The 26842-nt window shown below is 56.2% G+C and carries 21 protein-coding genes; 16 read left to right on the top strand and 5 right to left on the bottom strand.

Features of this window, described 5'->3' with window-relative positions:
- Positions 1-61 precede the first annotated feature (61 nt).
- The 8 genes from ACU6HM_RS10010 (at position 62) to ACU6HM_RS09975 (ending at position 10727) form a co-directional block, all read left to right on the top strand.
- Positions 62-1819 (top strand): terminase large subunit domain-containing protein, encoded by a 1758-nt coding sequence (locus ACU6HM_RS10010; RefSeq protein WP_446763737.1) that lies wholly within the window; start codon positions 62-64, stop codon positions 1817-1819.
- Entirely contained in the window at positions 1816-2832 is a 1017-nt protein-coding gene (locus ACU6HM_RS10005; RefSeq protein ID WP_446763736.1) for a phage portal protein, read from the top strand. Before ACU6HM_RS10010 ends, ACU6HM_RS10005 begins: the two co-directional genes overlap by 4 nt.
- Positions 2833-4721: 1889 nt before the next feature.
- Positions 4722-5780, top strand: a complete 1059-nt coding sequence (gene dctP / locus ACU6HM_RS10000) for a TRAP transporter substrate-binding protein DctP (protein WP_022983481.1) — start codon at positions 4722-4724, stop codon at positions 5778-5780.
- A 26-nt stretch (positions 5781-5806) separates the two neighbouring features.
- Positions 5807-6328, top strand: coding sequence for a TRAP transporter small permease subunit (locus ACU6HM_RS09995; RefSeq protein WP_009461299.1), 522 nt, complete (start codon positions 5807-5809; stop codon positions 6326-6328).
- Entirely contained in the window at positions 6325-7644 is a 1320-nt protein-coding gene (locus ACU6HM_RS09990) for a TRAP transporter large permease (protein WP_226349781.1), read from the top strand. The genes ACU6HM_RS09995 and ACU6HM_RS09990 overlap by 4 nt, the downstream gene beginning before the upstream one ends.
- 24 nt (positions 7645-7668) lie before the next feature.
- The gene (locus tag ACU6HM_RS09985) at positions 7669-8319 is read left to right on the top strand and encodes a GntR family transcriptional regulator (protein WP_446763735.1); all 651 of its coding nucleotides are present in this window, start codon (positions 7669-7671) and stop codon (positions 8317-8319) included.
- Positions 8320-8354: 35 nt separating this feature from the next.
- Complete coding sequence (gene dapA, locus ACU6HM_RS09980; protein ID WP_009461293.1) at positions 8355-9242, top strand: 4-hydroxy-tetrahydrodipicolinate synthase; 888 nt, start codon at positions 8355-8357, stop codon at positions 9240-9242.
- Positions 9243-10727 (top strand): aldehyde dehydrogenase, encoded by a 1485-nt coding sequence (locus tag ACU6HM_RS09975; RefSeq protein ID WP_009461291.1) that lies wholly within the window; start codon positions 9243-9245, stop codon positions 10725-10727.
- A gap of 222 nt (positions 10728-10949) precedes the next feature.
- On the opposite strand, the gene ACU6HM_RS09970 is transcribed toward ACU6HM_RS09975, so the two are convergent.
- Entirely contained in the window at positions 10950-11951 is a 1002-nt protein-coding gene (locus tag ACU6HM_RS09970) for a LysR substrate-binding domain-containing protein (protein WP_083054089.1), read from the bottom strand.
- A gap of 143 nt (positions 11952-12094) precedes the next feature.
- Between ACU6HM_RS09970 and ACU6HM_RS09965 the strand changes: the two genes are divergently transcribed.
- Positions 12095-14383 (top strand): NADP-dependent malic enzyme, encoded by a 2289-nt coding sequence (locus ACU6HM_RS09965; RefSeq protein WP_009461289.1) that lies wholly within the window; start codon positions 12095-12097, stop codon positions 14381-14383.
- A gap of 71 nt (positions 14384-14454) precedes the next feature.
- Here the strand turns inward: ACU6HM_RS09965 and ACU6HM_RS09960 are convergent, their stop codons facing one another.
- Positions 14455-15393, bottom strand: coding sequence for a tripartite tricarboxylate transporter substrate binding protein BugE (locus ACU6HM_RS09960; protein ID WP_022983479.1), 939 nt, complete (start codon positions 15391-15393; stop codon positions 14455-14457).
- Positions 15394-15601: 208 nt separating this feature from the next.
- Here ACU6HM_RS09960 and ACU6HM_RS09955 point away from each other — a divergent pair, with 208 nt between their 5' ends.
- Genes ACU6HM_RS09955 through ACU6HM_RS09945 form a run of 3 tightly spaced genes read left to right on the top strand, consistent with a single transcriptional unit; the run spans position 15602 to position 18339 of the window.
- Positions 15602-16498, top strand: coding sequence for an AEC family transporter (locus ACU6HM_RS09955; protein ID WP_009461286.1), 897 nt, complete (start codon positions 15602-15604; stop codon positions 16496-16498).
- A gap of 9 nt (positions 16499-16507) precedes the next feature.
- On the top strand, positions 16508-17008 hold the full coding sequence (locus tag ACU6HM_RS09950) for a bifunctional alanine racemase/tRNA (adenosine(37)-N6)-threonylcarbamoyltransferase complex ATPase subunit type 1 TsaE (RefSeq protein WP_009461285.1): 501 nt from the start codon (positions 16508-16510) through the stop codon (positions 17006-17008).
- Complete coding sequence (locus ACU6HM_RS09945; RefSeq protein ID WP_009461284.1) at positions 16972-18339, top strand: N-acetylmuramoyl-L-alanine amidase; 1368 nt, start codon at positions 16972-16974, stop codon at positions 18337-18339. Before ACU6HM_RS09950 ends, ACU6HM_RS09945 begins: the two co-directional genes overlap by 37 nt.
- 541 nt (positions 18340-18880) lie before the next feature.
- Here the strand turns inward: ACU6HM_RS09945 and ACU6HM_RS09940 are convergent.
- Positions 18881-19531 (bottom strand): VTT domain-containing protein, encoded by a 651-nt coding sequence (locus tag ACU6HM_RS09940; RefSeq protein ID WP_009461283.1) that lies wholly within the window; start codon positions 19529-19531, stop codon positions 18881-18883.
- Between the two features lie 145 nt (positions 19532-19676).
- Here ACU6HM_RS09940 and mutL point away from each other — a divergent pair, with 145 nt between their 5' ends.
- Positions 19677-21548, top strand: a complete 1872-nt coding sequence (mutL, locus tag ACU6HM_RS09935) for a DNA mismatch repair endonuclease MutL (RefSeq protein WP_446763734.1) — start codon at positions 19677-19679, stop codon at positions 21546-21548.
- Positions 21545-22483: a tRNA (adenosine(37)-N6)-dimethylallyltransferase MiaA gene (gene miaA / locus ACU6HM_RS09930; RefSeq protein WP_446763733.1), complete on the top strand. Its 939-nt coding sequence runs from the start codon at positions 21545-21547 to the stop codon at positions 22481-22483. The genes mutL and miaA overlap by 4 nt, the downstream gene beginning before the upstream one ends.
- A gap of 100 nt (positions 22484-22583) precedes the next feature.
- Here the strand turns inward: miaA and ACU6HM_RS09925 are convergent, their stop codons facing one another.
- Entirely contained in the window at positions 22584-24044 is a 1461-nt protein-coding gene (locus ACU6HM_RS09925) for an NCS1 family nucleobase:cation symporter-1 (RefSeq protein ID WP_446763732.1), read from the bottom strand.
- 285 nt (positions 24045-24329) lie between these two features.
- The gene (gene purM / locus ACU6HM_RS09920) at positions 24330-25379 is read right to left on the bottom strand and encodes a phosphoribosylformylglycinamidine cyclo-ligase (RefSeq protein WP_022983476.1); all 1050 of its coding nucleotides are present in this window, start codon (positions 25377-25379) and stop codon (positions 24330-24332) included.
- 54 nt (positions 25380-25433) lie between these two features.
- Here purM and hda point away from each other — a divergent pair, with 54 nt between their 5' ends.
- Together hda and ACU6HM_RS09910 are read left to right on the top strand one after the other, a co-directional pair.
- Entirely contained in the window at positions 25434-26132 is a 699-nt protein-coding gene (gene hda / locus ACU6HM_RS09915; RefSeq protein WP_022983475.1) for a DnaA regulatory inactivator Hda, read from the top strand.
- Positions 26133-26135: 3 nt separating this feature from the next.
- Positions 26136-26837 carry an HAD family hydrolase gene (locus ACU6HM_RS09910; protein ID WP_009461280.1) on the top strand — a complete coding sequence of 234 codons (702 nt, stop codon included), beginning with the start codon at positions 26136-26138 and terminating at the stop codon, positions 26835-26837.
- Positions 26838-26842: the final 5 nt, after the last annotated feature.

The following is a 26842-nucleotide window of genomic DNA, read 5'->3' as shown; positions in this document are numbered from 1 at the left end:
CATGTTCGATGGCGAATATCAGACAGTGTTTAATTAGGAGGGGCCTGCCTATTCTGGCGGCATGCTCACCGTAGAACACGATCACGACAACCGCCGCCTGGCCAAGTTTCTGTACTGGCAAGGCTGGTCTTTAACAGCGATTGCCCAGCACCTGGGCGAGCGCCGGTCTACCGTGGGATCGTGGAAAAGCCGTGATGGCTGGGACTCAGCCTCCGCCCTGGAGCGTATTGAGGGGGCTACGGAATGCCGCATGGTGCAGCTCGTCCTAAACCCCAACAAGAGCGGATCCGATTACAAAGAGATTGACCTGCTTGGCCGCCAGATGGAACGCTACGCTCGGGTGCGTAAATACTTGGGCGCGGAGGGCAACGAGGTCGACCTGAACCCGAACCTCGCCGCCCAGAACAGCAAGCCGCGAAAAAAACCTCGCAAGAACCACCTAACCGACGAGCAAATCGCCAAACTGGTGGAGGCTTTTGAAGGGTCGATCTTTCAGTACCAGCGGGTATGGTGGGAATCCAAGAACCAGCGCACACGCATCATTCTGAAGTCGCGCCAGATCGGCGCTACATGGTTCTTTGCACGGGAAGCCCTGCTGGACGCCCTGCTGACAGGTCGCAACCAGATTTTTATCTCTGCATCCAAGGCCCAGGCTCACGTCTTCAAGCAATACATCCTGGCGTTTGTGCGGGAGGTACTGGACATCGAGCTGCGCGGTGATCCCATCGTGCTGTCCAATGGGGCCACGCTCTACTTCCTGGGCACAAACTTTCGTACCGCCCAGAGCTATCACGGCAATCTGTACGTGGATGAGTTTTTCTGGATCCCGAACTTTGAGCAGCTGAACAAAGTCGCCTCCGGCATGGCCATTCACAAGAAATGGCGTAAAACCTATTTCTCAACACCATCGGCCATGAGCCATGAAGCCTACCCGTTCTGGTCCGGGGAGAAACTGGGCAAGATCCAGGCCAAGGCCACCATCAAGATGGATGTCAGCCACAACGCGCTCAAAATGGGCCGTCTGTGCGCTGACCGGATCTGGCGGCAGATCGTCACGATCTACGACGCGGAAGAAGGCGGCTGCGACCTCTTTGACATCGAGGAGCTGCGCAACTTCGAATACACCGAGGAAGAGTTTCAGAACCTGCTGCTGTGCATCTTCCTGGACGACACCAAATCGGTATTCCCGCTACAGCTGCTGCAGCGCTGCATGGTGGACTCGTGGGAGGTCTGGACAGACCTGAAACCCCATGCTGCACGTCCCTTTGGCAATCGAGAGGTCTGGATCGGCTACGACCCCGCCGACACCGGCGACCACCAGGGCTGTGTCGTTCTTGCCCCGCCTGCCGTCCCTGGCGGCAAGTTCCGACTCCTTGAGCGGCTCCAGTTCAAAGGCCTGGACTACGAACAGCAAGCCGCCGAGATCCAGAAACTCTGCGGCAAATACCACGTCACGCATATCGGCATCGACACCACCGGCATGGGCGGGGCCGTCTATCAGTTGGTCCGCAAGTTCTTCCCGGCTGCAGTAGCAATCAACTACTCGGTCGAGGTCAAAACAGAGATGGTGCTCAAAATGCAGAACGTCATGCGCAATGGCCGGTTTGAGTTTGACGCCGGTGCCGTTGACCTGGCCCAGTCGTTCCTGTCTATCCGTAAGCAGCTCACGCCAAGCGGTCGCCAAGCGACCTATGCCTCTGGCCGGACACGCGCCGTAGGCCACGCCGATCTGGCCTGGGCCTGCATGAATGCCATCTATCACGAACCGCTACACGGCAGTACCGAGTCGTCTGCCAATATTTTGGAGTTTAGCGAATGAACGCAGTCACCGAAGCGACAGACCAGGTGCAGGCTGAGCAACCAGGCATTGAAGCCTTCACGTTTGGCGAGCCTGAATCCGTCCTGGACAAAAGCCGCATCATGGAACACTTCCAGGTACTAGATGCCGGAAAGTGGTATGAGCCGCCGGTGTCTCTGGATGGCCTAGCCCGATCCTTCCGTGCAAGTCCTCATCACAGTTCTGCCATCTATGTGAAGCGGAACATTCTGGCCAGCGCCTTTATCCCACACCCGCTACTCAGCCGCGAGGACTTCAGCGCCTACGTGCTAGACTACCTGGTGCTCGCCAACAGCTATCTGGAAGTGCGCCGCAATCGCCTGGGCGCACCAATCAAGCTCAAACCAGCGTTGGGGAAGTACGTAAGGCGGGCCAGCCAGGAAGAAGACCGCTATGTCTTTCTGCATTCATGGTCCAAAGAACACTGGTTTGAACCAGGGCAGGTCTATCAGCAACGTGAGCCTGATCTGCACCAAGAGATCTATGGCGTGCCTGAATATCTGTCTGCTTTGTCTTCCGCCTGGCTGAACGAAGAGGCAACCTTATTCCGCCGCCGCTATTACAAAAACGGCTCACACGCGGGTTACATCATGTATGTGACCGATGCCATTCACAATGACACGGACATCAATGCGCTACGTCAAGCCGTAAAAAGCAGCAAGGGGGTGGGGAATTTCCGCAACTTGTTCATGTATGCACCGGGCGGAAAAGAGAAAGGCTTACAGGTTATCCCGCTGTCAGAAGTAGCGGCCAAGGACGAATTCTTCAACATTAAGAACGTGACACGTGACGACATCCTGGCGGCTCATCGCGTACCGCCTCAACTAATGGGCGTCATGCCCACGGTAACGGGTGGGTTTGGATCAGTGAAGCCTGCTGCAGAGGTATTTATCATGAATGAACTAGAACCGCTGCAAAACCGTCTCAGATCAGTAAACAACTGGATAGGAATTGAGGTGGTTAGATTCAAAGATTACAGGCTTCAGGAAAGCTAAAGGTGCTCTCTAAGCCATTAATAAAAAAAGCAGTTGGGAAAACCCAACTGCATGACCTAAAGTTGGAGTTAAAAGCTCGTTTACTCGTCTTCTAAAACTCCGACTTCCTGCCGCACCTGCGGAAGAATCCGCCTCCCAATGGCTGCTACCTGAGCTCTGGGCGGTCTACCCTCAAATCGTGGTGATTCAACCGCCACCTGATGAACTCCTCGTATATCCAGGGACGCCACTTGTACCTCTGCCTCATAAGTAATGGCAGTCTCAATTGCATGGCCTACAGTCATACGATTACCAGCTATCAGCCTAGCAGCAACATCCGCAATCAACAGCGATCTTTCAGCAAGGTCAGCGTTATCAGCTTGATCCAAACGATAATCAGATCCCATAGCAAGATCTCCAAAAACACTCCTGGGGGCAGAACAATAACCACAAAACAGAGGGATTGTCAACAAAACCTCAATTCCTCCTCTAATTATTCTTTAATCGCCGTCCCCTCCGCGCCTGCGACGCTCACCGAATAAGCACCTTTTAACGCAGCCCTTCAAGCCCTGGGAGGCCCGCCATTGGCGCGGCTCACAAGGAATAAGGGGTACGCAACTCTAACGCACTTTGACGCAGCCTGACGGATTTAAGCAGCCCATCGCAACTCAAGCACTCCAGCAATAAATCCAGGTAGGCCGTGGGGAAAGTGTAATCTCCGTAATCTCACCAAAAACGATATCTCAACCCACTGATATTCAAAGAAAAATCAGGTTACGGTGAAACCGTAATTTACCGTAACCTAAACTGTAATTTACTCATAAACCATTGATAAATAACGAATTATTAAAACAGATAAATTACATTTTTATAGTGTAATTAATTACGGTCTGATTACATAAAAATTACACTCTGACAGTTAGCTGAATCCAGCAGAAATAAAGGCTTTCAAGCCATACTCAGAAAAAGATTACAGAGATTACACTTTCCCCACGGCCTACCTGGATTTTTCGACCTGAGTATTTCTTGTCCCTGAAACTCCCTCACACTGTGCCTGGCCATGTGCTCACAGGCTCTCTCTGACGGAGTAAAAGCGTCGGCCGCAATGATGCCCATTCCTGGCCACCGGCTAACAAGACCAGCAAATCATCCGGTATAGGTTCGCTACGCAATGTCATCTCGGGAACATGGCCCACCACGTGCTAAGTGAGTCGCTCCAGGCTCAAACCTGCCCATTCACCAGGCGCAAAAAAAGCCACCGCTTGGTGGCCAACTGCTACAAAACTGCTACAGCACTTTCTTAGTTCATTGTTTTATAAGGGGAAAGCGGTGTAGAAAACTCCATTAACTATGGGCCCGGTGGCTTGTCTGCGCAGTGGGCCCAGGCGGGCCAGACGCCACATGCACCGCAGGAATCCAGGCTTTACAACACGCAAGAGTAGATTCGACGCCCTCTCTTGTTCGTAAACAACCCGCTATTTTCCTGCCTGCTGCTACTGAACGTGCTACAGCAAAAGAACGGTCCAAAGACCCTGTCCTGCCGCCGTGCGCTTCTAAAAAAGCAGTCGCAAAGTGTACCAGCTAGACCGCGGAGACGGAAGGATTGAAACAGCTCAACAAGGCTGCCCCGCAGTGCTTCAAACAAGCATGAAAAAAAACGCATCACGAATGATTTCACCGCTGAAAATCCGCGTCAAAACCAGGCCTGGAACGTCCTTCCCCTGTCCTTCCACCGTCCAAAACGAACACCGAAACCCAATCAGCAAGCCACCTCCGGCGCTTTCTAGGACAAACCCCAATCTAAATATGTTGTTAATATATTTAGAAAATATTAAGATCCATCCCATGCTTTGACGCTGGCCGCCAGCCTGCGACGGAGCTGGACTATAAAAAAACCACCGGAGACAAACATGAAATCCAAACTTGTTGCATCCACCCTGGCCGGCCTGTTTCTGCTGGGCAGCATGGCCTCAGCGCAAGCGGCCGAAATCAGTTGGCGCGTACCAACTTCCGTACCCGAAGGCTCCCCGTTTTATCAGAATTTTCTGGAGCGTTTTGCAAAGAACGTGAAGCTCATGACGGGGGATCGTGTCGAGATTCAGCCCTTTGGAGCAGGTGTTATTGTTCCCGCCCTTAAAGTTTTTGAAGCGGTAGAGACCGGCGTAGTAGAGGCGGGGCACTCCACCTCCAGCTACCTGGTCAACCAGGACCCGGCCAATGCCATTTTTGCTGGCTACCCCGGTGGCATGGGACCTGATGCTTATCGCGTCTGGCTGTATGAAGGCGGCGGCAAGGAAAAACTGCAGGAGCTGCGTTCCAAAAACGGTCTCAAAACCATGATTGTCGGTTTGGGTTCGACGGAAGTGCTGGCCCACTCCAACACCCCCATCCGAACTGCAGAGGACTTGAAAGGCCTGAAATATCGCACTTCCGGTGCCTGGGCGGACGTAATGAAAGACTATTTCGGTGCCGTTCCCACCGTGGTGCCACCCGGCGACACGTACACCCTGTTGCAGCGCAAAGGGGTCGATGCGGTGGAATGGGCTACCCCCTCCTCCAATACCCCCGAAGGTTTTCATCAGGCCGCCAAATACATTGTGGTCCCTGGCGTGCATCAGCCCACCTTTATGTGGGAAGTCGTCCTGAAGCAGGAAACCTGGGATAAAGTGCCGGCCGATTTGCAGCAACTGATTGAGGCCGCTGCCGAACTGACCACCCACCAATCCCTGGACTACTTCTACAACGCCGACATCAAAGCCATGGAGAAGTACCGCCAGGGTCGCAATGAAGTCATCACTCTGGACCCGGCCTTCATCAAGCAATTGGCGGATGCCGGCAATGATTGGGTACACAAGAAAGCCGAAGCGCAAGCGCAATCGGGCAACGACTACATGAAGAATTTGCTGACTGATTACGACGGATTCCTGAACCGTTGGCGCAGTGAAAGCAATTACCTGATCCGAGACTAAGTCCCACTTTCTGAAGGAGAGCTGCCATGCTGCAGCCTATTTCAAAACTGATCGACTTTATCGCTCTTGCAAGCGCTCGGCTGGCGGAAATGGCGGCGGCAATCCTGGTCACCGCCATGGTATGGGAAGTCTTTGCCCGTTATGTTCTGCATGCCCCCACCGTCTGGGCCTTTGATGTGGCGTACATGATGAATGGGGCTATTTTTCTGCTGGGCATGGCCTGGGTGATGCGTCAGAACGAACACATCAGCATTGATGTGGTTCGCAAGCACTTGCCCAAGTCCCTGGCCCGTATGTCTGACGTGCTCCTGTACCTGCTGGTGCTGTTTCCGCTGTTTGCCATCTTGAGCAAAGTCGGGATACAGAAAGCCTGGATGGCCTGGAAGCTGAACGAGGTCGAAATGGTCAGCCCCTGGGCCCCGGTGATGTGGCCCTTCTACGCCTGCATTGCCATTGGCCTGATCGCCTTTACCTTGCAACTGCTGGCCCATGGCTTGCGCTGTGCGGTCAAAGAACAGAACACTGCTGACGTCGAGGTGAGCCCATGAATTTATGGATCGCCGGACTCATGTTCCCTGCTCTGTTCCTGCTGATTTTTCAGGGCATGCCCGTGGCTTTTGCGCTGATCCTGCCCGCTTTTCTGGCCGGTTGGTACGCCTTTGGCCCCATGGTCTTTGACCAGATGTATGGTGCTTTGTATGGAGCGGCCACCAACCATATCCTGTCAGCGATTCCCATGTTTGTGCTGATGGGAGCCCTGCTGGAGCGCTCGGGCATTGCGGCACGCCTGTTTCGCACCATGCAGTTATGGCTGGGCGGCCTGCCAGGCGGGCTGGCCATTGCCACCATCGCCATGGCGGCGACCTTTGCCGCTGCAGCAGGCGTGGTTGGCGCGGTAGAAATCATGGTGGGGCTGATGGCCATCCCGGCCATGAAGCGCTTTCGCTACAACAACTCGCTGATCGCGGGCACGATCTGCGCCGGGGGCTCCCTGGGCACCATGATTCCTCCCTCGGTGGTCGCAGTCGTCTATGCCTCCCTGGCACAGGTTCCGGTTGGCGAGCTGTTTGCTGCCATGCTCTTTCCGGGCCTGTTGATGACCACGCTCTTTGTGGCCTACATCCTGATCGCCACCACGCTCAAGCCAGAGCTGGGCCCACGGGCAGATGACGAGGATATGCGCCGACCTTTGGGGGAAAAAATCAGTATCACAATGCGTGGTCTGGTTCCCATGATGCTGCTGATCATCGCTGTTCTGGGTTCCTTGATGAAAGGCATCGCATCACCCACCGAGGCCGCCGCCTTGGGCGCTGCTGCCGCCGCTGTTCTTTGTATCTTCTACCGTCAGTTCAACTGGGAAGTTTTCAGTGGAGCCTTGCGAATCACGGTACGCATTACGGCAATGATCATGCTGATCGTGGCGGGAGGCACCATGTTTACCGGCGCCTTCGCGGCCAATGGAGGTGCCAAGCTGGTACAGATGCTGACCAGCGACTTGGGACTGGGCAGTACAGGTACGATCATTCTGTTCCTGGGCATCGTCTTTCTGCTGGGCTTTGTACTGGACTGGACAGCGAACGTGCTGATTTGCGTTCCGCTTTTCCTGCCCTTTATTGTGGCAAGCGGGCTGGACCCCTTATGGTTTGGCGTGATGGTGATCGTTGTCATTCAGACCAGCTATCTGACACCGCCCCTGGCCTCATCCATTTTCTACCTGCTGTCCATTGCCCCGAAAGACATGACATACGGACAAGTTTGTCGAGGTGTAGTGCCGTTTATTCTTGCTCAATTGCTGACCCTGCTGATCGTCGCTCTGTTTCCGGCGATTGCCACCTGGCTGCCCCAGCAAGTATCCGGCTTTTAACGCAATTTTTATATTGGAGTCTCCGTGAGTAGCGCCCCCACCCCTTCTTCTCGTGCCGCTGAAACCGCCTATCAAGCGATTGAGCAGTTAATTGCCACTCTCAAACTGGAGCCTGGTCAGGCCATTGTAGAAAGTGATCTGGTGGAAATGACAGGTTTGGGACGCACCCCCTTGCGTGAAGCCCTGATGCGCATGGTGGCCTTGGGATTGATCGAGCAACAGCCCCGCCGCGGCCTGCGTGTCAGTGAAATCCGTGTGGCTGAACATCTGACTCTGATTGAAACGCGCCGGGTTCTGGAACGCCTGATTGTGCAGGGAGCCGCCCGCTGGGCGACCCCAGCCCAGCGCAGCGCATTGCTCGGTCACGCCCAGGCCATGGTGGATGCTGCTGACGCCAAGGATATCGACGCCTACATGCTGGCCGACCAGCATCTGGACGAAGTCATCCACCAGGCCTGTCGCAACACCTTTGCTGTGCAAGCGGTCACTCCCATGATCGTTCAGTGCCGACGGTTCTGGTACGCCTATCAATATGAAGGGGACCTGGAGGCCGGAGCCCAAGCTCATTTAACCCTGGCCGAAGGCATCCAGGATGGAAACCCCGAACAGGCCTTGCAGGGCTCCGAGACGCTGATGGCCTACCTCAGCGCCTTCACCCGCAAAGTCATTGAATAAACCGATAGATCAACTATTAATAATCTGGAGACATCATGAATCTGAACGGAATCCTCGTTCCCATCGTTACCCCGTTTGACGCCAACAACCAGTTAAACGAAGCTGCGCTGGAGCGTCTGGTTGAGTGCTTTATTGAAGCCGGAGTAGGCGGTATCGTGGCTTGTGGAACCACGGGCGAATACTACGCGCTCAGTGCACAGGAGCGTCGCCGCGTGCTGGAGATTGTTGCCAGAACTGGCCGTGGCCGCACAACACTGATTGCCGGCGTGAACTCCATGTCGCCTGCCGAAGCCATCAGCCGAATCCGTGAAGCGGAAGAGCTAGGGTATGAGGCACTGATGCTCTCTCCCACCCCTTACAGCCTGCCCGGCCAGAATGAAGTGGTGGCGTATTTCAAGGAGGTCGCCGCGGCCACTGAACTGCCCATCGTCATGTACAACTTCCCGGCACGCATTGGCATCCAGATCGAGCTTGAATCCGTTTACGAACTGGCCAAGGTCAAGAACATTGTGGGCATCAAGGAGAGCAGCGGCAACTTCAGCCGGGTGGTTGCCATGGTCAATGCCAATCTGCCCGACTTCCAGGTTGTTTGCGGCTGCGATGACCAGGCGGCCGATTTCCTGTTCTGGGGAGTTCGTAGCTGGATCAGTGGCGGGGCCAATGTGTTTCCTGCCGAGCAGGTCCAAATGCTGAAAGCCGCCGAGCAAGGAGACTGGGACACGGTACGTCGCATGATGGCCGCCATGTTGCCCGCCATTGCCGCCATGGAGTCCGGCAACTACAACCAGAAAGCCAAACTGGGCTGCGTGCGTCACGGCATTGATGTCGGTTCGGTACGCTTGCCTCTGCTGCCAGTCGACGCGCAGGAACGAGATGACTTCCTGGCCCAGATCAACGCTTATCAAGTAGAACAGGAGGCTTGAATGCCCACGCAACAAGAGACTGTCTTTGAGTTGGCCCGCGCCGGAAAGCTGCACGCTTCCCATTTGATTCCTGGCTATCAAACCACGGCTTCGGCCCTGCTCGATAACGTCAGCCCTATCGACTTGGCCGTAATTGGCAACATCGCTGCCGGCCAAGCCTCGGATGTAGAAGCGGCGGTGGCTGCCGCACGCGCAAGCTTTGAGTCCGGCGAATGGTCTGAGTTGTCTCCGGCAGAACGCAAAAAAATCATGCTCAAATGGGTGGCCTTGCTGGAGCAACACGCCGAGGAACTGGCCGCACTTGATTGTGTGGACGCAGGCAAGCCCATTACTGAATGCCTGAACACCGACATGCCCGCCACCATCGATACCTTCAGCTGGTATGCAGAGACAGCCGATAAATGCTTTGGTCGAATTTCCCCAACCGGCTCCGACGCGCTGGGCTTGATCACCAAGGAACCCATTGGGGTCGTGGCGGCCGTCCTGCCCTGGAATTTCCCGGCTCAAATGTACGCCTGGAAAGTTGCGCCTGCGCTGGTGTGCGGCAATTCGGTCATTGTGAAACCGTCCGAGCTGACCAGCCTGAGCGCCTACCGCATGACACAGCTGGCACATCAGGCAGGCATTCCCGCAGGAGCCCTGATCCTGATCACAGGCACAGGCGAGGAAGTCGGAGAGCCTTTGGGCCGGCACGGGGACGTGGACATTGTGTCGTTTACCGGCTCCACCGAAGTGGGTCGCCTGTTTCTGAAGTATTCCGCAGAAAGCAATCTGAAGGAGGTCGTGCTGGAATGCGGCGGGAAAAGCCCCCAGGTCGTTTTTGAGGATGCCCTGCTGGACGAAGCAGTTCCGTCCATCCTGGCGGCCGCATTCTGGAACATGAGCGAAAACTGCAGCTGCGGCTCCCGCCTGATCGTACACAGCAGCCTGAAAGACACGCTGCTGCAAAAACTCAAACAGGGGCTGAGTTCCTGGAAAGTAGGTCTGCCTACGGATCCGGACGTGTCTATCGGGCCGATGGTAGAACAAGCGCACTTTGAAAAAGTGGCCAGCTTTCTGCAGAACCCCGGCAAAAACGCCAAGTTGGTTCATGGGGGGCGCATTCACAGTGACCTGGGCAGTGGTTGGTATATCGAGCCCACCATCTTCGATCACATCACCCCGGAAGACCGCCTCTTCCAGGAGGAAGTGTTCGGCCCCGTTCTGGCCATCACGACCTTCGAGACAGAAGAGCAAGCCATCGCCTTGGCAAACGATACCCAATATGGCCTGGCCGCCTCCCTCTACACGCTTGATGTACGGCGGGCGCAGCGTGTCTCGCGCAAAATCAAGGCAGGCACCGTTTCGATAAATGGCTTTTCCGAAGGCGACATCACCGCCCCCTTTGGCGGCTTCAAACTGTCCGGTTTTGGCGGCAAGGACAAGGGAATGGAGGCCCTGGATCAGTACCAGCAAACCAAGGCCATCTGGTATGTGAACCAGTAAGCCACTGCTTGCATAGCCCCGGCATCAATAAACCGGGCGCTGCACACCGCCCCCCCCCCTTCCAGACTCCTGGGCATACAAGCGGGGGGTGGTTCTGATCACTGAGCTGCTCCGGTTTTTTGAGCAGGTATGACATCCTGCTTCCAGCCCTTGCCCTGCCCGCTCGGCATAGGGCGCTCACGGTGTAACACTAGCAATCAGCCCGCAGCAGACAGAACGACATTAGTAGAAAAAAGCCCCCCGCTCCAAAGGCACCGTCTTATCAGTACACACCCGTTTCAGCTCCTGCGCGAACAGCTTGTCCACCGGACGCTGCTGACCGGCCACCCGAGTAAAAAGCGCGATAGGCGACAAGCCCCACTCAAAGGAGTACGGCACAATCGCCACGCCGGACACGCGCACCAGTTCTTCAGCAATTTCGGTCGGGACCACAGACACAGCACGGGAGTGATTCACGATCAGTTCACCGATCAGCTTGGGTGAAGAGGTTTCCACACTGGGCACCGGCTCCAACAAGCCTGCCCGCAAAAACAGATTCGCCACCTGCCGCCGCATCGGGGTATTGCGCGGTCCCAGAATCCAGTCCAGATCCTGCAATTGCGCCCAATCCAACTTGCGTCGGCCCAATCGCCCCGCCAGTTCCCGGCTGGCAATCAAGCGTGGTTGCTGCGCGTACAAGGCTTCATGGCGCAGCCCTTTCATATTCAAGTCCGGAGAACTGCGCGCCACCACTGCATCCAAAGCGTGATCACGCAGTTGTTCCAGCAACGTTTCCGTTAGCCCCTCGGTAATGCTGACGGACACCACCTGCCCTTGAGGGCGAGTTGCCCGCAAGGCCGTGGAAACCAGCTTGCCGGACACCAGGGGAATCACCCCCAGCCGCAAATGTGCTTGCCGCCCCATGCTGTGCGCCTGCAAGTCCAGACTCAACAACTCCATGTCCTGCACCATGGCCCGAGCACGTGAAATCACGATCTGCCCTTGCGCTGTTGCCTCCATACCACGCGATGAACGCAGGAATAGCGGTGTGCCAAAGACTTGCTCCACCTCGGCCAAGGCTTGAGTGACCGCAGGCTGAGTCATCGCCATTAAATCCGCCACTTTGGTCAGCGAGCCCAAGCGGTCGATCTCGATCAGCAGAGCCAGGTGACGCAACCTGAGTCGTTGTACCAGGCGATGGGCGATATCGTTTGTTTCCAAGCCTTTACCCCTATCTATAAGCATTTGCTAATAGGGTAATAATAAGCCCTAATACTACGGACTGTTTAATTATCTACACTTGTTGAAAGCCGGCGCTGGCGCACTATTCGCCACGCCTTCCCTGGATTTCACCAAACACCTGTTTGGCGCCTGAGCAAGAGGACACGATGAGTTCACCTGTAGATCGACAAGCCGCCCTGGATTACCACGAGTTCCCCATTCCCGGCAAAGTCACCATTGCCGCGACCAAACCCCTGGTCAGCCAACGTGACCTGGGCCTGGCCTATTCCCCTGGTGTTGCTGCCGCCTGCGAAGAGATCGTGGTCGACCCGAAAAACGCCTTCCGCTACACCGGCCGGGGCAATCTGGTGGGCGTGATCTCCAACGGTACCGCTGTGCTGGGTCTGGGCAATATTGGGGCCCTGGCCTCCAAACCCGTGATGGAAGGCAAGGCCGTTCTGTTCAAGAAATTTGCTGGCCTGGACGTGTTTGACATCGAGATCAACGAAACCGATCCCGACAAGCTGGTGGATATCATCGCCGGTCTGGAGCCCACCTTCGGTGGCATCAACCTGGAAGACATCAAGGCACCCGAGTGTTTTGAAGTGGAGCGCAAGCTGCGCGAACGCATGAACATCCCCGTCTTTCACGACGACCAGCACGGTACCGCCATTTGCGTGACGGCGGCTTTCCTGAACGGCCTGAAAGTGGTCGGCAAAGATATCAAGAAGATCAAGGTTGTGACCTCCGGTGCCGGTGCGGCCGCGCTGGCTTGCCTGGACTTGATGGTGGACATGGGCCTGCCCGAAGAAAATGTCTGGGTCACCGACATTGACGGCGTGGTCTACAAAGGCCGCCCTGGTCACCAGGTTCCTGAACTGGCCCGTTTCGCCAAAGAAACCGAGGCCCGCAAGCTGGCTGATGTCATCGACAACGCTGACGTTTTCGTGGGCCTGTCCGCCGGTGGCGTACTGAAAGCTGAAATGCTGCAGAAAATGGCAGACCGTCCCTTCGTGATGGCGCTGGCCAACCCCACCCCCGAAATTTTGCCTGAAGTGGCCAAAGCTGCTCGCGATGACGTCATCATGGCAACCGGCCGTTCGGACTTCCCGAATCAGGTCAACAACGTGCTGTGCTTCCCCTACATCTTCCGCGGTGCGCTGGATGTGGGCGCCACCACGATTACCCGTGGCATGGAAAAAGCTGCTGCCCGCGCGATTGCGGCTCTGGCTGAAGAAGAGCAAGACGAAGCCGTGGCCGCTGCCTACGGTGGCTACGGCCTGAGCTTTGGCCCCGACTACCTGATCCCCAAGCCATTCGACCCACGTCTGATCGTGCGCATCGCCCCCGCCGTGGCTCAAGCCGCCATGGAAGAAGGCGTGGCAACCCGCCCTATCGCTGACCTGGAAGGCTACATCGCCAAGCTGCAACAGTTTGTCTACCACTCTGGCGCGTTCATGAAGCCCGTGTTTGCCGTAGCCAAGCAATTGGTGCGCGAAGGCGGCAAGGCTCGCATCGTCTTTACCGAAGGTGAAGAAGAACGTGTGCTGCGCGCCGTGCAAGTGATTGTGGACGAGAAGCTGGCCCACCCGATTCTGGTTGGCCGTCCTGCCGTGCTGCTGTCTCGCATCAAGAAATTTGGTCTGCGCCTGCGCTTGGGCGTGGATGTGGAAGTGACCAACCCCGAGTCTGACGACCGTTTCCACCAGTACTGGACCACGTACTGGGAAAAAATGTGTCGTCGCGGTATCAGCAAGGAAATGGCTCGCGTGGAAATGCGTCGCCGCCTGACCCTGATTGGCTCGACCATGGTGCACCTGGGTGATGCCGACGGCATGATCTGCGGCACGATCGGTTCCTACCACAACCACCTGCGCTATATCGACGAGATGATCGGCCGCAAGCCCGGCTCCAGCGTCTACGCTGCCATGAACATTCTGCTCCTGGGCGAGCGTACGGTTGCCTTGACCGACACACACGTCAACGACGATCCGAACGCACAGGAAATTGCGGAATACACGATTGAAGCCGCCCGCATGTTGAGTACGCTGAGCCTGGAACCCAAGGTGGCCCTGCTGTCGCGCTCCAACTTTGGTACCGACTCGGCCACTTCCGGACCCAAAATGCGTGAAGCCCTGCGTTTGATTCAGGAGCAAGCCCCTGACCTGGAAGTAGACGGTGAAATGCATGCCGACTGCGCTCTGGACGAAAGCTTGCGCAATCGTACCTTGCCCAACTCCTCGCTGAAAGGCTCGGCCAACCTGCTGGTCTGCCCGAACGTGGACGCTGGCAATATCAGCTACAACCTGCTGAAGACTGCTGCTGGCAGCAACGTGGCCATCGGTCCTTTCCTGATGGGCGCCAATGCTCCTGTACACATCCTGACTTACAGCTCCACCGTACGCCGCATCATTAATATGACGGCCTTGACCGTGCTGCAAGCCAATCGTGGCTAGGCCTTAGGGCAGAAATGAAAAACCGGCCTGTGCAGGCCGGTTTTTTATGGCTGACATTTAAAGTCCAAGGCTTATTCCAGCTTGATATTGCCTTTCTTGACCACGTCGTGGGCCCAGTCGTACTGCTCCTTGATTTCCTTGGCGAACTCTTCAGGCGAGTTACCCGACGGTGTTGCCCCCTGCTTTTCCAGAGCCGAAATAATTTCGGGTTTCTTCAAGGCTTCCGCAGCAGCGGCATGCAGCTTGGCAACGATTTCAGGCGGCGTACCCTTGGGAGCCAGCAGACCATACCAGGCCGGGCTGTTCAGCTGCGGGTAGCCTTCTTCGGCCAAGGTCGGCACATCTTTCAGAGCAGGCAGGCGCTCGGGCCAGGCAATAGCCAGTGCGCGCAAGTTGCCAGCCTGGATCTGGGCCATGGACGACGGCAGGTTATCAAACATGGCATTGATCTGGCCACCGACCGCATCCGTTACAGCCGGGCCGGCACCACGGTAAGGCACGTGCACGATATCAGTGCCGGTTTCCAGCTTGAAGGCTTCGCCAAACAAGTGCAGCACCGAGCAAGTGCCCGAGCTGCCGTAGGAATACTTACCTGGATTGTCTTTCAGTTGCTGCACGAACTCCTTGAAGTTCTGTGCCGGGAATTTGGGGTTGACCTCGATCACGTTGGGCAGGTTGGCAAAGTTGCTGACCGGCACAAAGTCTTTCAAGGGGTCGTAAGGCAAATCATTGGGGCGGCAAGCGGGATTTACTGCCAGAGTCGAAATGGTGGCAATTGACAAGGTATAGCCGTCAGGTTTGGCGCGAGCCGCTTCTGCCGCTCCAATAGCGCCACCGGCACCACCCTTGTTTTCTACCACCATGGACTGGCCCAGCACTTCGCTCATGCCCTTGGTCACAATGCGCGCCACAATATCGGTGGAGCCGCCTGGCGCAAAAGGAACAATGACGCGAATCGCTTGATTAGGATAATCCGCTTGAGCATGAGCGACATTAGCCGTGCCGATCATGGACAAACTTGCACAAAGGGATAGCAGCGCAAATTTCTTGGGAAACTTCTCTATCATGGGAACATCTCCTCTTTAGTCTTTTTGTAGATCCATCCCCTGGGTAAGGGGAACTAACCAATAATAGCGCAGCTACTCCTCATCAATTGTTAATTCTGAAAGCAGATACCTACAGGGGATATACCTATATCTGCCTTTAATTACCGTCATCATGGCCACAATATTCCCGCTGATCCTGCCCGATTTTCTGTTGATAGCGCTGGGGGCATTGCTGCTGCATCGCTTTCATTTCAGCCGGGATTTTTTCCAGGGTGCCGAAAAGCTGGTCTATTACGTCCTGTTTCCAGCCCTGCTGTTTGATTCCATTACCCGCATCCCGCTCAATCTGGGCGATACCTGGCCTTTATTGGTCGCTGCGGCTGTTTTAATTGCTGTAGGCACGGTTTTGGCTTGGTTAGCCCTGCCCATTCTGAAACCCGAACATTTGCAGCACGCGGCCCTGACTCAATGCGCCTTTCGCTTCAATACCTATTTGGGGATGTCTCTGGCCAGTGCGATTGCCGGGCCATCGGGTGTCGCCGTTATGGCTTTGCTGGTGGGCTTTTCTGTTCCCATGGCCAATATGGTGGCAGTGACCGTGCTGGCGCGGGGGCAGCAAGGCCGTATCGCCATCGAGCTGCTTAAAAATCCCCTGATTCTGTCTACTGTTGCTGCACTGGCCTGGAATCTGGCTGGTTTGTCCGTACCAGGCCCGGTTCAATTGGCCTTTAGCCGCTTGGGGGCTTGTGCCCTGGGGATTGGTTTGTTGTGTGTAGGCGCCACCTTGTCCCTGCAAGGCTCGCGGCGTGCCGGGGCCTTGATCGGCTGGATTACGGCCATCAAGCTGCTGGCTTTGCCCTTGGCGGCCCTGGCAATTGCCTGGGTGTTGGATATGAGCACATTGGAGCGCCAGATGTTACTGGTATTTGCTGCCCTGCCTACGGCCTCTTCTGCCCACGTACTGGCTGCCCGCATGGGAGCCGATAGCCGTCTGGTCGCGCTGACCATGTCGATCGGCACTATACTAGCGGGCTTGACCATTCCATTGTGGTTATCCCTCGCTACCTGATCCAAGCCTATGAATCCGCAAGCTTTAACCCTGTCCTTGCCTGACGAGGACGCTACCACCGCCTTGGCCGAGCGCCTTGCCCCGCTGCTAAGCGGTCAGGTTCCCGGTGTGCCTGTGGGTGGCCGAATTCATCTTCATGGTGACCTGGGCGCCGGTAAAACCCACTTTGTTCGGGCCCTGTTACGGGCTTGTGGCGTTACCGGTCGTATCAAAAGTCCTAGCTACGCTTTGCTTGAAAGTTATAAAGTTTCTAGCTTATACTTCTATCATCTTGATTTTTATAGATTTAGCGATCCACGAGAATGGGTCGACGCAGGTTTTCGCGATATTTTGCAAGACAATGCTGTTGTGCTGATCGAATGGCCCGAAAAAGCAGGGGATTTATTGCCCGAGCCCGATCTGGATTTACACCTGGATTATTGCGGTGACGGTCGTTTGGCCACCCTGGATGCACGCAGCGCCAAAGGAACGCTATGGATTACGACACTCGCCCCCAGCCTGCAGAAGTAGCCCCAGCCGGCAAGGCCCGTCGCCGATTCGTCGCCACGGCCACCACCCTGTTCCTGCTTCCCGTCATACCGCGGCTGGCGAACGCCAGCACCATCGTGGCCGTCCGTACCTGGCCGGCAGACGAATACACCCGCGTCACCCTGGAAATGGATAGCGAGCTCAAGGCCGAGCACTTCACACTGGAAAACCCCCATCGCATGGTGGTGGATATCCAGGGCCTGACCATGAACCGCACCATCGAGGAGCTGGTTTCCAAGGTCCGCCCCAATGACCCCTACATTCGCTCCGTGCGCGTGGGCCAGAACCGCCCCGACGTCGTGCGTCTGGTGCTGGATCTGAAACAGGCCGTCGCTCCACAGATCTTTACCCTCAAGCCCGTTGGCGAATACAAGTACCGTCTGGTGCTGGACTTGTACCCGCGCGTGGCGCAAGACCCGCTGCTGGCCTTGCAAATTCAGGACGATAACGACCCCCTGGCTTCCGTCCTGGAAAGCCTGGCTCAAAACTCGCCTGACGCCCCTGTGCCTACGGTACAAGGGCAAACCTTGCCGCCCGTCGCTCGTACGCCGCCTCCTGTCACGACTCCACCGCGCTCCCCTTCGCCTGCAGCCACGCCGGGTACTCCCAATCGTCCCTTGCTGATTGCGCTGGACCCCGGCCACGGTGGAGAGGACCCCGGTGCCATCGGCCCCGGTGGTACGCGTGAAAAAGATGTGGTGCTGAACATAGCCCGACGCTTGAAACGTCTGATTGATGCGCAGCCCAATATGCGTACTTATTTGACGCGTGACTCGGACTTCTTCGTGCCGCTGCAAGTGCGTGTGCAAAAAGCCCGTCGGGTGAAGGCAGACCTGTTCATCAGTATTCACGCTGACGCCTGGATCAAGCCTAGTGCGCGTGGCTCGTCCATCTACGCCCTGTCTCAAAACGGTGCCACCAGCTCGGCTGCTCGGTGGCTGGCCAAGAAAGAGAACGATGCTGACTTGATCGGTGGTCTGAACCTGGGTTCCCACAACCGTCAGGTTGCGCAAATTCTGCTGGACCTGTCCACAGCCGCACAGATTAACGATTCGGTGAAAGTGGGCTCGCGTCTGCTGGGCGAGATCGGCAAGATCAACCGCCTGCACAAGCGCAATGTTGAACGCGCTGGTTTTGCTGTGCTGAAAGCACCCGATATTCCATCGATTCTGATCGAAACGGCATTTATCAGTAATCCGGAAGAAGAGCGTCTGCTACGCAGTTCTTCGCATCAGGACAAGATTGCCCAAGCCATTCTGACCGGCATCCGGGGATATTTTGCCGAGTTTCCTGCACTGGCCAGCCGCAGCTAACTATCTGCTTTTTTTGTTTCTATAGAGTCTGAAGCTGTCCAGAAAAGAGAGCATCTTTGGGCAAGGACCTGTTTGAACCTGAATCGGTGTGGCCTTTTCTTGAGGGGGAGCCGCTAGTCGGAGGGCGAGTCAGGGTTCTGGCCGCAGGCTCTTGAGCTATCCAGGATACAAGCCCCGTGCTGTTTGAGCGCGACGCTTATAGCTCGTCCGGGGGACGAGCTATCGCGCGAGTTCACGGGGCGCCTGGATAGCTCAAGAGACAAGGGTACCCGTGCGCAGCACGGGCCAGGGCCCCGCCTGCCGACTAGCGGCCCCCCCTCAAGAAAACTGAGGCATTCTTTACTAAAGGCTGAAACAGAGGCGGTTTTTTAAAAATACGGAGAGTGCCAGTAGTTACCTTGAACACTTGAACCCAGATGTTGCGACAGCTTTTACCCCCTCGCCCACAACAGCGATATCTGACAGGTTCCCGAAATAAAAAAGGACGCCTACTGGCGTCCTTTCCTTAACCTTTAACAAGCAAACAATCCAATCTCAAATCCTACAAAGTCGCATTACCCTTGCTCTTGCGCTTGAAAATCTTCCACAAGGCCCCAGCCACGACAGGCACCGCGGCAGCCGCAATACCAATCAGCACAATGGTATTCAAATGCGCCTTGATGAAAGGCACATTACCAAAGAAGTAGCCCAGGGTAATCAAGCTGCAAATCCACAGTACCGCGCCAGTAATGTTGTACATCTGAAAGCGCATGGCATTCATATGGCCCACACCCGCTACAAAAGGCGCAAAAGTACGGAACAAAGGCAGGAAGCGGGAAATGACGATGGTCTTGCCACCATGCTTTTCATAAAAAGCATGGGTTTTGACCAGAGCACGACGATCCAGGAATCGGGATTCCTGGGTAAAGACTTTCGGGCCTATATACCGCCCCACGTGATAGTTCACGGTATTACCCAGCACGGCTGCCACGATCAGCAGGCCACCCAGCATGACCGGGTCCAACATGCCCGAAGCGCCAAAGGCCCCGGCAATAAACAACAGGGAATCGCCCGGCAGGAAGGGCAAAACCACAAGCCCGGTCTCGCCAAATATAATCAAGAACAGAACAAGATAAATCCAGGCTCCATACTGCTCGACCCACACACCCAGGTACTGGTCAATATGAAGGATCATGCTGAGTAAATCGGGCATAGTTCCACACCAAAATAACAATCCAGCCAGTCCAATACTGGCCAGACCGACACCATAGAGCAAGCGGTTAAAATAAGCCGCTACCGTTTGAAACCCGTTGAACGTGTAATGTTCAACCCTGAATACACACAAGGCCAGCCGCCCTATGTCATCAAGACGCCGTATTATCCCACTCCCGGACCTGCTTGTAAGCCAAATTGCGGCCGGTGAAGTTATCGAGCGCCCGGCATCTGTCCTGAAGGAATTGCTGGAAAACGCGATTGACGCCGGAGCCAGTGCCATCGAGATTCGCCTGGACGGCGGCGGCATACGCCGCATCTCTGTCAGCGACGATGGCCACGGCATCACCCAGGAAGAATTGCCCCTGGCGCTGCTGCAACATGCCACCAGCAAGATTCGCTCGCTGGAAGAACTGGAGTCCGTGGCCTCCATGGGCTTTCGGGGGGAAGCCCTGCCCTCAATTGCCTCGGTAGCCCGCCTGACGATCAACTCGCGCACTCAGGACGACCCGCACGCCTGGGAGTACTCACTGGGTCAAAGCGAACCCCAGCCCGCCTCCGGGCAGATTGGCACGCATGTGGATGTACGCCAGCTGTTTGACGAGATCCCCGCCCGTCGCAAGTTTTTGCGCACGGAAGGCACGGAGTACGGCCACTGCGTGACCGCGCTGGAGCGCATCGCCCTGGCACAGCCGCAAATCGCTTTCCGCCTGTTTCACAATGACAAGCCCCAACGCCACTGGCGCAGCGGCACACTGGAGCAACGCCTGCTGGATATCTTGGGCAAAGAGTTTATTGAGCAAAGCCTACCTGTCGCCCAGGAGCAAGGTCTGATCAGCTTGCGTGGTCTGGTGATTCACCCCGCCCATGCTCGCCCCAGTGCAGACAAACAGTTCTTGTTCGTGAATGGCCGTTTTGTGCGTGATCGTACTGTGTCACATGCTATACGCAGTGCTTATGCCGATGTACTGCATGGAGATCGCCAGCCTGCCTATGCCTTGTTTCTGGACATTGCCCCATCCACGCTGGATGTGAACGTACACCCCGCCAAGCACGAGGTTCGCTTCCGTGACAGCGGTGCCGTCTACCGCTTTGTGCTGCAGTCTGTTGGACAAACCCTGGCGCAAGGTAGCATGGCCGGGGAAACGCCAGTTGCCGCCATGCCTTTGCCTGAAGGCGCTACTCAGCCTCCTGTAACGGGCACACCCTACCCTTCGGCCACGCCTGGCACACCCAGCAGCTCCTACACCAGCAGCGAACCCGCCATGCCGTATAGCCATCCGGCCCGCCAAGGCTGGCAATCCAGTTTCAGCCTGCGCGAGCCATCTGGTGGCGGCAATGTCGACTGGAAAAGCATGTATCGCCCGATTGAACCTGCTCCCAGCAACACGCCAGTCACCAGCTATCAAAGCGAGGCAGACAGCACAACGGACGAGTTTCCCTTGGGCATGGCCCTGGGGCAGTTACACGGCATCTATATTCTGTCCGAGACACGCCAGGGCATGATTCTGGTGGACATGCACGCCGCACATGAACGCGTGGTTTACGAACAATTGAAACAGGCTCTGGATGGCCGCGAACTGCCTCGTCAGGATCTGCTGGTGCCGGTCGTATTCAGTTGCTCGGAAAGTGATATCGCCTTGCTGGATGAGCATCAGGAAACCCTGGCCGATCTAGGCCTGAGCATGAACCCGGCAGGCCCCACCACCATGGCCGTGCGTGCCGTCCCCGCCCTCCTGGCCCAAGGCGATATCGAATCGCTGGCCCGTGCCGTACTGCGCGATCTGGCCCAGGTAGGCTCGTCACGCCACCTGGATGAGCAACGCAACGAACTGCTCTCCACCATGGCCTGCCACGGCGCCGTACGCGCCAATCGTCGCCTGAGCATCCCCGAGATGAACGCCCTGCTTCGCAAGATGGAACAAACTGACCGGGCCGACCTGTGTAATCACGGCCGCCCCACCTGGTTCCAATGGAAGCTCAGCGAGCTGGACAAACTTTTTATGCGTGGACAATGAACGATTTACCCATTCTGTGCCTGGCTGGCCCGACGGCCAGTGGCAAAAGCGCAAGCACGCATATCCTGGCGCAACACTGGCCGATTGAAGTGATTGTGATGGACTCGGCCACGATTTACCGTGACATGGACATTGGCACCGCCAAACCCAGCGCCGAAGAACAAGCCGCTATCCCCCACCACTTGCTGGATATACGCGACCCGGTAGAGAGTTACTCAGCCGCAGAGTTCGCCACCGACGCAACCCGTCTTATTCAAGAAATCCGGGCGCGCGGGCATTACCCTGTGCTATGTGGCGGCACCATGCTGTATTACAAAGCCTTGCGCGAAGGCTTGAACGATTTACCGCAGGCAGACCCTGCCATTCGCCAGCAACTGGATGAGCGTGCCCAGGAAATTGGCTGGCCCGGCTTGCACGAGGAACTGACCCGCATCGACCCGGTGACGGCTGCCCGACTGGCTCCCCGCGACAGCCAGCGCATTCAACGTGCGCTGGAGATTTTCCATATCAGTGGCAAGACCATGAGTGACTGGCTCAAGGACAAAGCCCAGCCGCAAGAAGAGAGTCACCAATACGTCACCATGAGCCTGGAGCCAGAAGATAGATCCTGGCTGCATAAGCGCATTGCGGCTCGCTATCACGACATGATCGAGCAAGGACTGCTGCAGGAAGTGGAGAAGCTGTACCAGCGCCCTGATTTGCATCCCGGTCTGCCCTCCATTCGCTGTGTGGGCTATCGGCAACTGTGGTCGTATCTGGACGGCGAAGTCAGCCTGGACGTGGCGATCGAACAGGCGATTGCCGCGACTCGCCAACTAGCCAAACGTCAATTGACCTGGCTACGCTCCGAACCCGAGCGTCTGCAATTCAACTGCCAGAGCCCGCAAGCCGCCGAGCAGATTGTGCAAGCGGCACGCCAGATCTGGCCAGCCTGATACACCAGGCTCGCTCGTAGGAACGGCCCCTTGACGGCCGGATAGTATCCGACTGCCAAGGGGCCGTTCAAAGAGACCGTTTTTTTACCCGAAACGACTCTTACACCGAAGCGCTGCTCAGCTTGGGCAAGACTTTGGTACGCATGGCCACGTATTGGAACGCCCCCCCCAACAAAGCGCCGATCAGCCAGCCGTAACCCGCCATATTCGCCAGCGCAGGCACCCACACGGTCGCTACCGAGAACACGGCCGCCAGGAAGAAAGCGGCCATTGCACGCTTGTTCCAGCCGTTCTGGAAGTAGTAGGTACCGCTTTCTGCCAGGCTGAACAGATCCGACACCACGACACGCTGTTTGCGGATCAAGTAGAAGTCCACAATCATGATGCCGTACAAGGGAGCCAGCAAGGCGCCCAAGGTGTCCACAAAACCCGTAATGCCGATAGCGCTGATCAAGGGCAGCCACAAGGCACCGATAAAGAAAGCAATTACGGCTGTCAGAATGCCGCCCATCTTGGCAGAGATCAGCTCGGGCTTGAGGTTGGCCAAATCAAAGGCCGGTGGAATAAAGTTCGCCACCAGGTTGATACCCACGGTTGCGGCAAAGAAGGTCAAAGCCGCGATCACCGTTAAAGCCAAACTATCGACGCGATCCACAATATCGGTAGGGTTGGTCAAGGTTTCGCCAAACAACACAGCTGTACCGGCGGTAATGAACAAGGCCAGGAAGGAGAATACGGCCAGGCTGACAGGCAAGCCCATGAAGTTACCGATACGCATGCTGCGCTCGTCTTTCACAAAGCGCGAGAAGTCGCCGTAGTTGATCACAACGGCAGCAAAGTACGCCACCATAGTGCCCACCACCGCACCAAAGGCCATCAAGGGTCCGCCTTCGTAAGAGCCTTTACCGGCAAAGATCTCACCCACTTTATCGAGCAAACCACCGCCAGCCTTGTACCAGATCACGGCCAGCAAGGCGAACATCACCAGATACACCAACGGGCCCGCCCAGTTCAGGAAGCGCGTAATCCACTTCATGCCCATCAGGAAAATACCCAGCTGCAGGATGCAAACCACCACGTAAGACGCCCACCCCACCCAATCCAGCCCCAGGAACAAGGCTCCGCCGGGATGATCCAGCAAGGCATTGAACAACAGCGCCAAGGCCGTGGAGGCAAAGTAGGTCTGCACGCCATACCAGAAAATGGCCACAATCCCGCGCACCAGAGCAGGAAACTTGGCGCCCTTCACCCCCATGCTGATACGGGCAATCACAGGATAGGGAACGCCATACAGCACGCTGGGTTTACCGCTCAGATTCACCAGCCCCATCACAATAAAACCGGCCAGCAAGATGCCAGCAAATACGGCCCAACCATTCAGACCATAAGAAATAAACAAGGTGGCGGCCAAGGTGTAGCCAAACAGACTTTGAATATCGTTAGACCAGACGTTGAAAATCTCGAACCAGCCCCACAAGCGTTTTTGTCGTGGCAAAGGCGCCAAGTCTTCGTTGTGCAAAGCAGGATGCGGGTCTTTCAAAGATAAATCGCTGTGCTCCATTTTCTTCCCCCTAAGAAATTGCTTCTAACATTTCAGCTGAAATTTCTATGTGCTTGCCGTTACTGTAGGAGCCTTGCTGTTCGGGGAACATTATGGAATGTACGAGTAATACCTAAATTCGGATTAGCTCGAAAAACGACATAATCAAATCCATATAATATTTATTTGAAAAACAAATACATCAGATTCGATGCGGTAATACAGGGCAATTCAAAGCAGGATGCAGGAATAAAAAAAGCCAGCTTGATGAGCTGGCTTTTTTACTGACGGAAAGATCAGAGGTTTTTAGACCACTTCGGTCTGTGCCTGACCTTCCTGACGCTCCAGGATTTCGCCCAATTGGTAGACGGTTTCGCCTTGCTCGGACAAAGTGGCGCTGATGGCGTCTGCCTTGTCAGCAGGAACAATGATGATCATACCGATACCGCAGTTGAACACACGGTACATTTCTTCGTCGGCCACGTTACCGTTGCTTTGCAACCACTGGAACAAGGCAGGCATGGTCCAGGAATCGCGCTTCAGACGGGCAGTCAGGTGCTTTTGCAGAATGCGTGGCACGTTTTCCAGCAAGCCGCCACCCGTGATGTGAGCCAGGCCCTTGATGTCCGCACCGTGGGCAGCCAAGGCAGCCAGCACGGATTTCACGTAGATGCGGGTGGGTTCCATGACCACGTCAGCCAAAGGACGGCCATCAAGCTCGTCGGTAGGCTTGGCGTTGGCGTGCTTGAGAATCTTGCGAATCAGGGAGTAACCGTTGGAGTGGGCACCGCTGGAAGCCAGACCCAGAACCACGTCACCAGGAACAATGGACTTGCCATCGATAATGCGCGATTTTTCTACCGCTCCCACTGCAAAACCGGCCAGGTCGTACTCGCCTTCGGGGTACATGCCGGGCATCTCTGCCGTTTCACCACCGATCAGGGCACAAGCGGACAGTTCACAACCCTTGGCAATGCCGCCAACTACTTGAGCTGCCGTGTCGACCGACAGCTTGCCGCAGGCAAAGTAATCCAGAAAGTACAAGGGTTCTGCGCCCTGGACTAGAATGTCGTTGACACTCATGGCCACCAGGTCTATACCCACAGTGTCGTGGCGCTGCCAGTCAAATGCCAGGCGTAGTTTGGTACCAACACCGTCGGTGCCGGACACCAGAACGGGCTCTTTAAGGTGGGTAGGCACTTCAAACAAAGCGCCAAAGCCTCCGATTCCAGCCATGACGCCTGCACGCATGGTTTTGGCAGCCAGTGGTTTAATACGATCGACCAGGGCATCGCCCGCGTCGATATCCACGCCTGCATCGCGGTAGGTCAAGGAAACAGAAGTAGTGTTTTTCATGGGAAAAGCCGTGGGATATGTGAAAATTGCGAGTTGGACGAAATTGTACGACACATGACCGAGCAACTGATTCTGGATATATCTCCAGCACCGCCTGCCTCTTTGGACAACTTTGTTGCCGGAGCGAATCAGGCTGCGTTGCAGGCTCTGCGTCAATGCAGTCCAGGACGCGCGGTTTACCTGTGGGGACCGCCCGGCGCAGGTCGAACACATCTGCTGCGGGCGATGGCCAGTCAAGACGACAGCCGCTATTTTAGTTCAGATACACCCTCCCAGCCCATCTTTGACATCGCTACCGATGACAAAGCCCCTCCCAGCCTCTTGGCCATCGACGATATCGAACGTTTTGACGAGCACGGACAGGCTGCCGTATTTGCACTGTACAATCGCTGGCGCGAGTCGGCCACCCGGCCAGACGCCTTCACGCTGCTGGTCTCCGGCGACCGGGCTCCCAAAACCATGTCCGTGCGCGAGGACTTGCGCACACGCCTGGGCTGGGACCTGGTATTCAGGCTGGAATACCTGTCGGACGCCCATCGGGCCGAAGCCATGCAACAGCGAGCCGCTGCCCGCGGTCTGCAGCTGCAAGCGGAAGTGCTCAGCTGGATACTGACTCACTACGATCGCGATATGAACCGCTTGAGCGCACTGATCGATGCGCTGGACAATTATTCACTGGTAAAGAAACGCCCCATCACTTTACCCCTGCTCAAAGAACTTCTGGCCAACAGCCAGACCCAATCTTCTAGTTGAGTCATGACTGCTTCTTCTTTTATTGCCCTGTTTGATCTGGACCACACTCTGCTTCCTTTAGATAGCGATTACCAGTGGGCTGACTTCCTGGCCCGTACCGGCCGCGTCGGTGACCCCGCTGAAGCCATTCGTCTGAATGAAGACCTGATGGAACGCTATAACCAGGGATTGCTGACGGCCGAGGAATCGGCCGAATTCATGTTGGGCCTGCTCACCAATGCCAGCCAGGAAGAGTTGCTGGCCTGGCAGGACGAATTCATGCAGGCCGTGATCCTGCCCTCGATCAGCCCCGCTGCACGCGAACTGTTGGCCCAACATCAGGACCAGGGCCATCTGGTGGCAATCGTGACCGCTACCAACGAATTTGTGACACGCCCCATTGCTGCGGCATTGGGCGTAGACCACCTGATCGCCACCACCCCCGAAATGAAAGACGGCCGCTACACCGGCAAGATCAGCGGCGTGCCCAGCTTTCAGGCTGGCAAGATCACCCGTGTGGAGCAGTGGCTGCAAACCATGGGCAAAACTTTGGCCGACTTCGAGCGCAGCTGGTTTTACAGCGATTCGCCCAACGATCTGCCCCTGATGGAAGTGGTGACCGACCCCGTGGCAACCAACCCCAGCGACAAGCTGCGTGCCGTGGCCACCGAACGCAATTGGGTCGTCATCGATTTGTTCGCTGACATGATGGACAGCAAATCGTAAAATCA

This window comes from Alcaligenes sp. RM2, from assembly GCF_052931795.1.
Note: the sequence above shows the minus strand (reverse complement) of the source record. Positions and strands in the feature narration are given on the sequence as shown.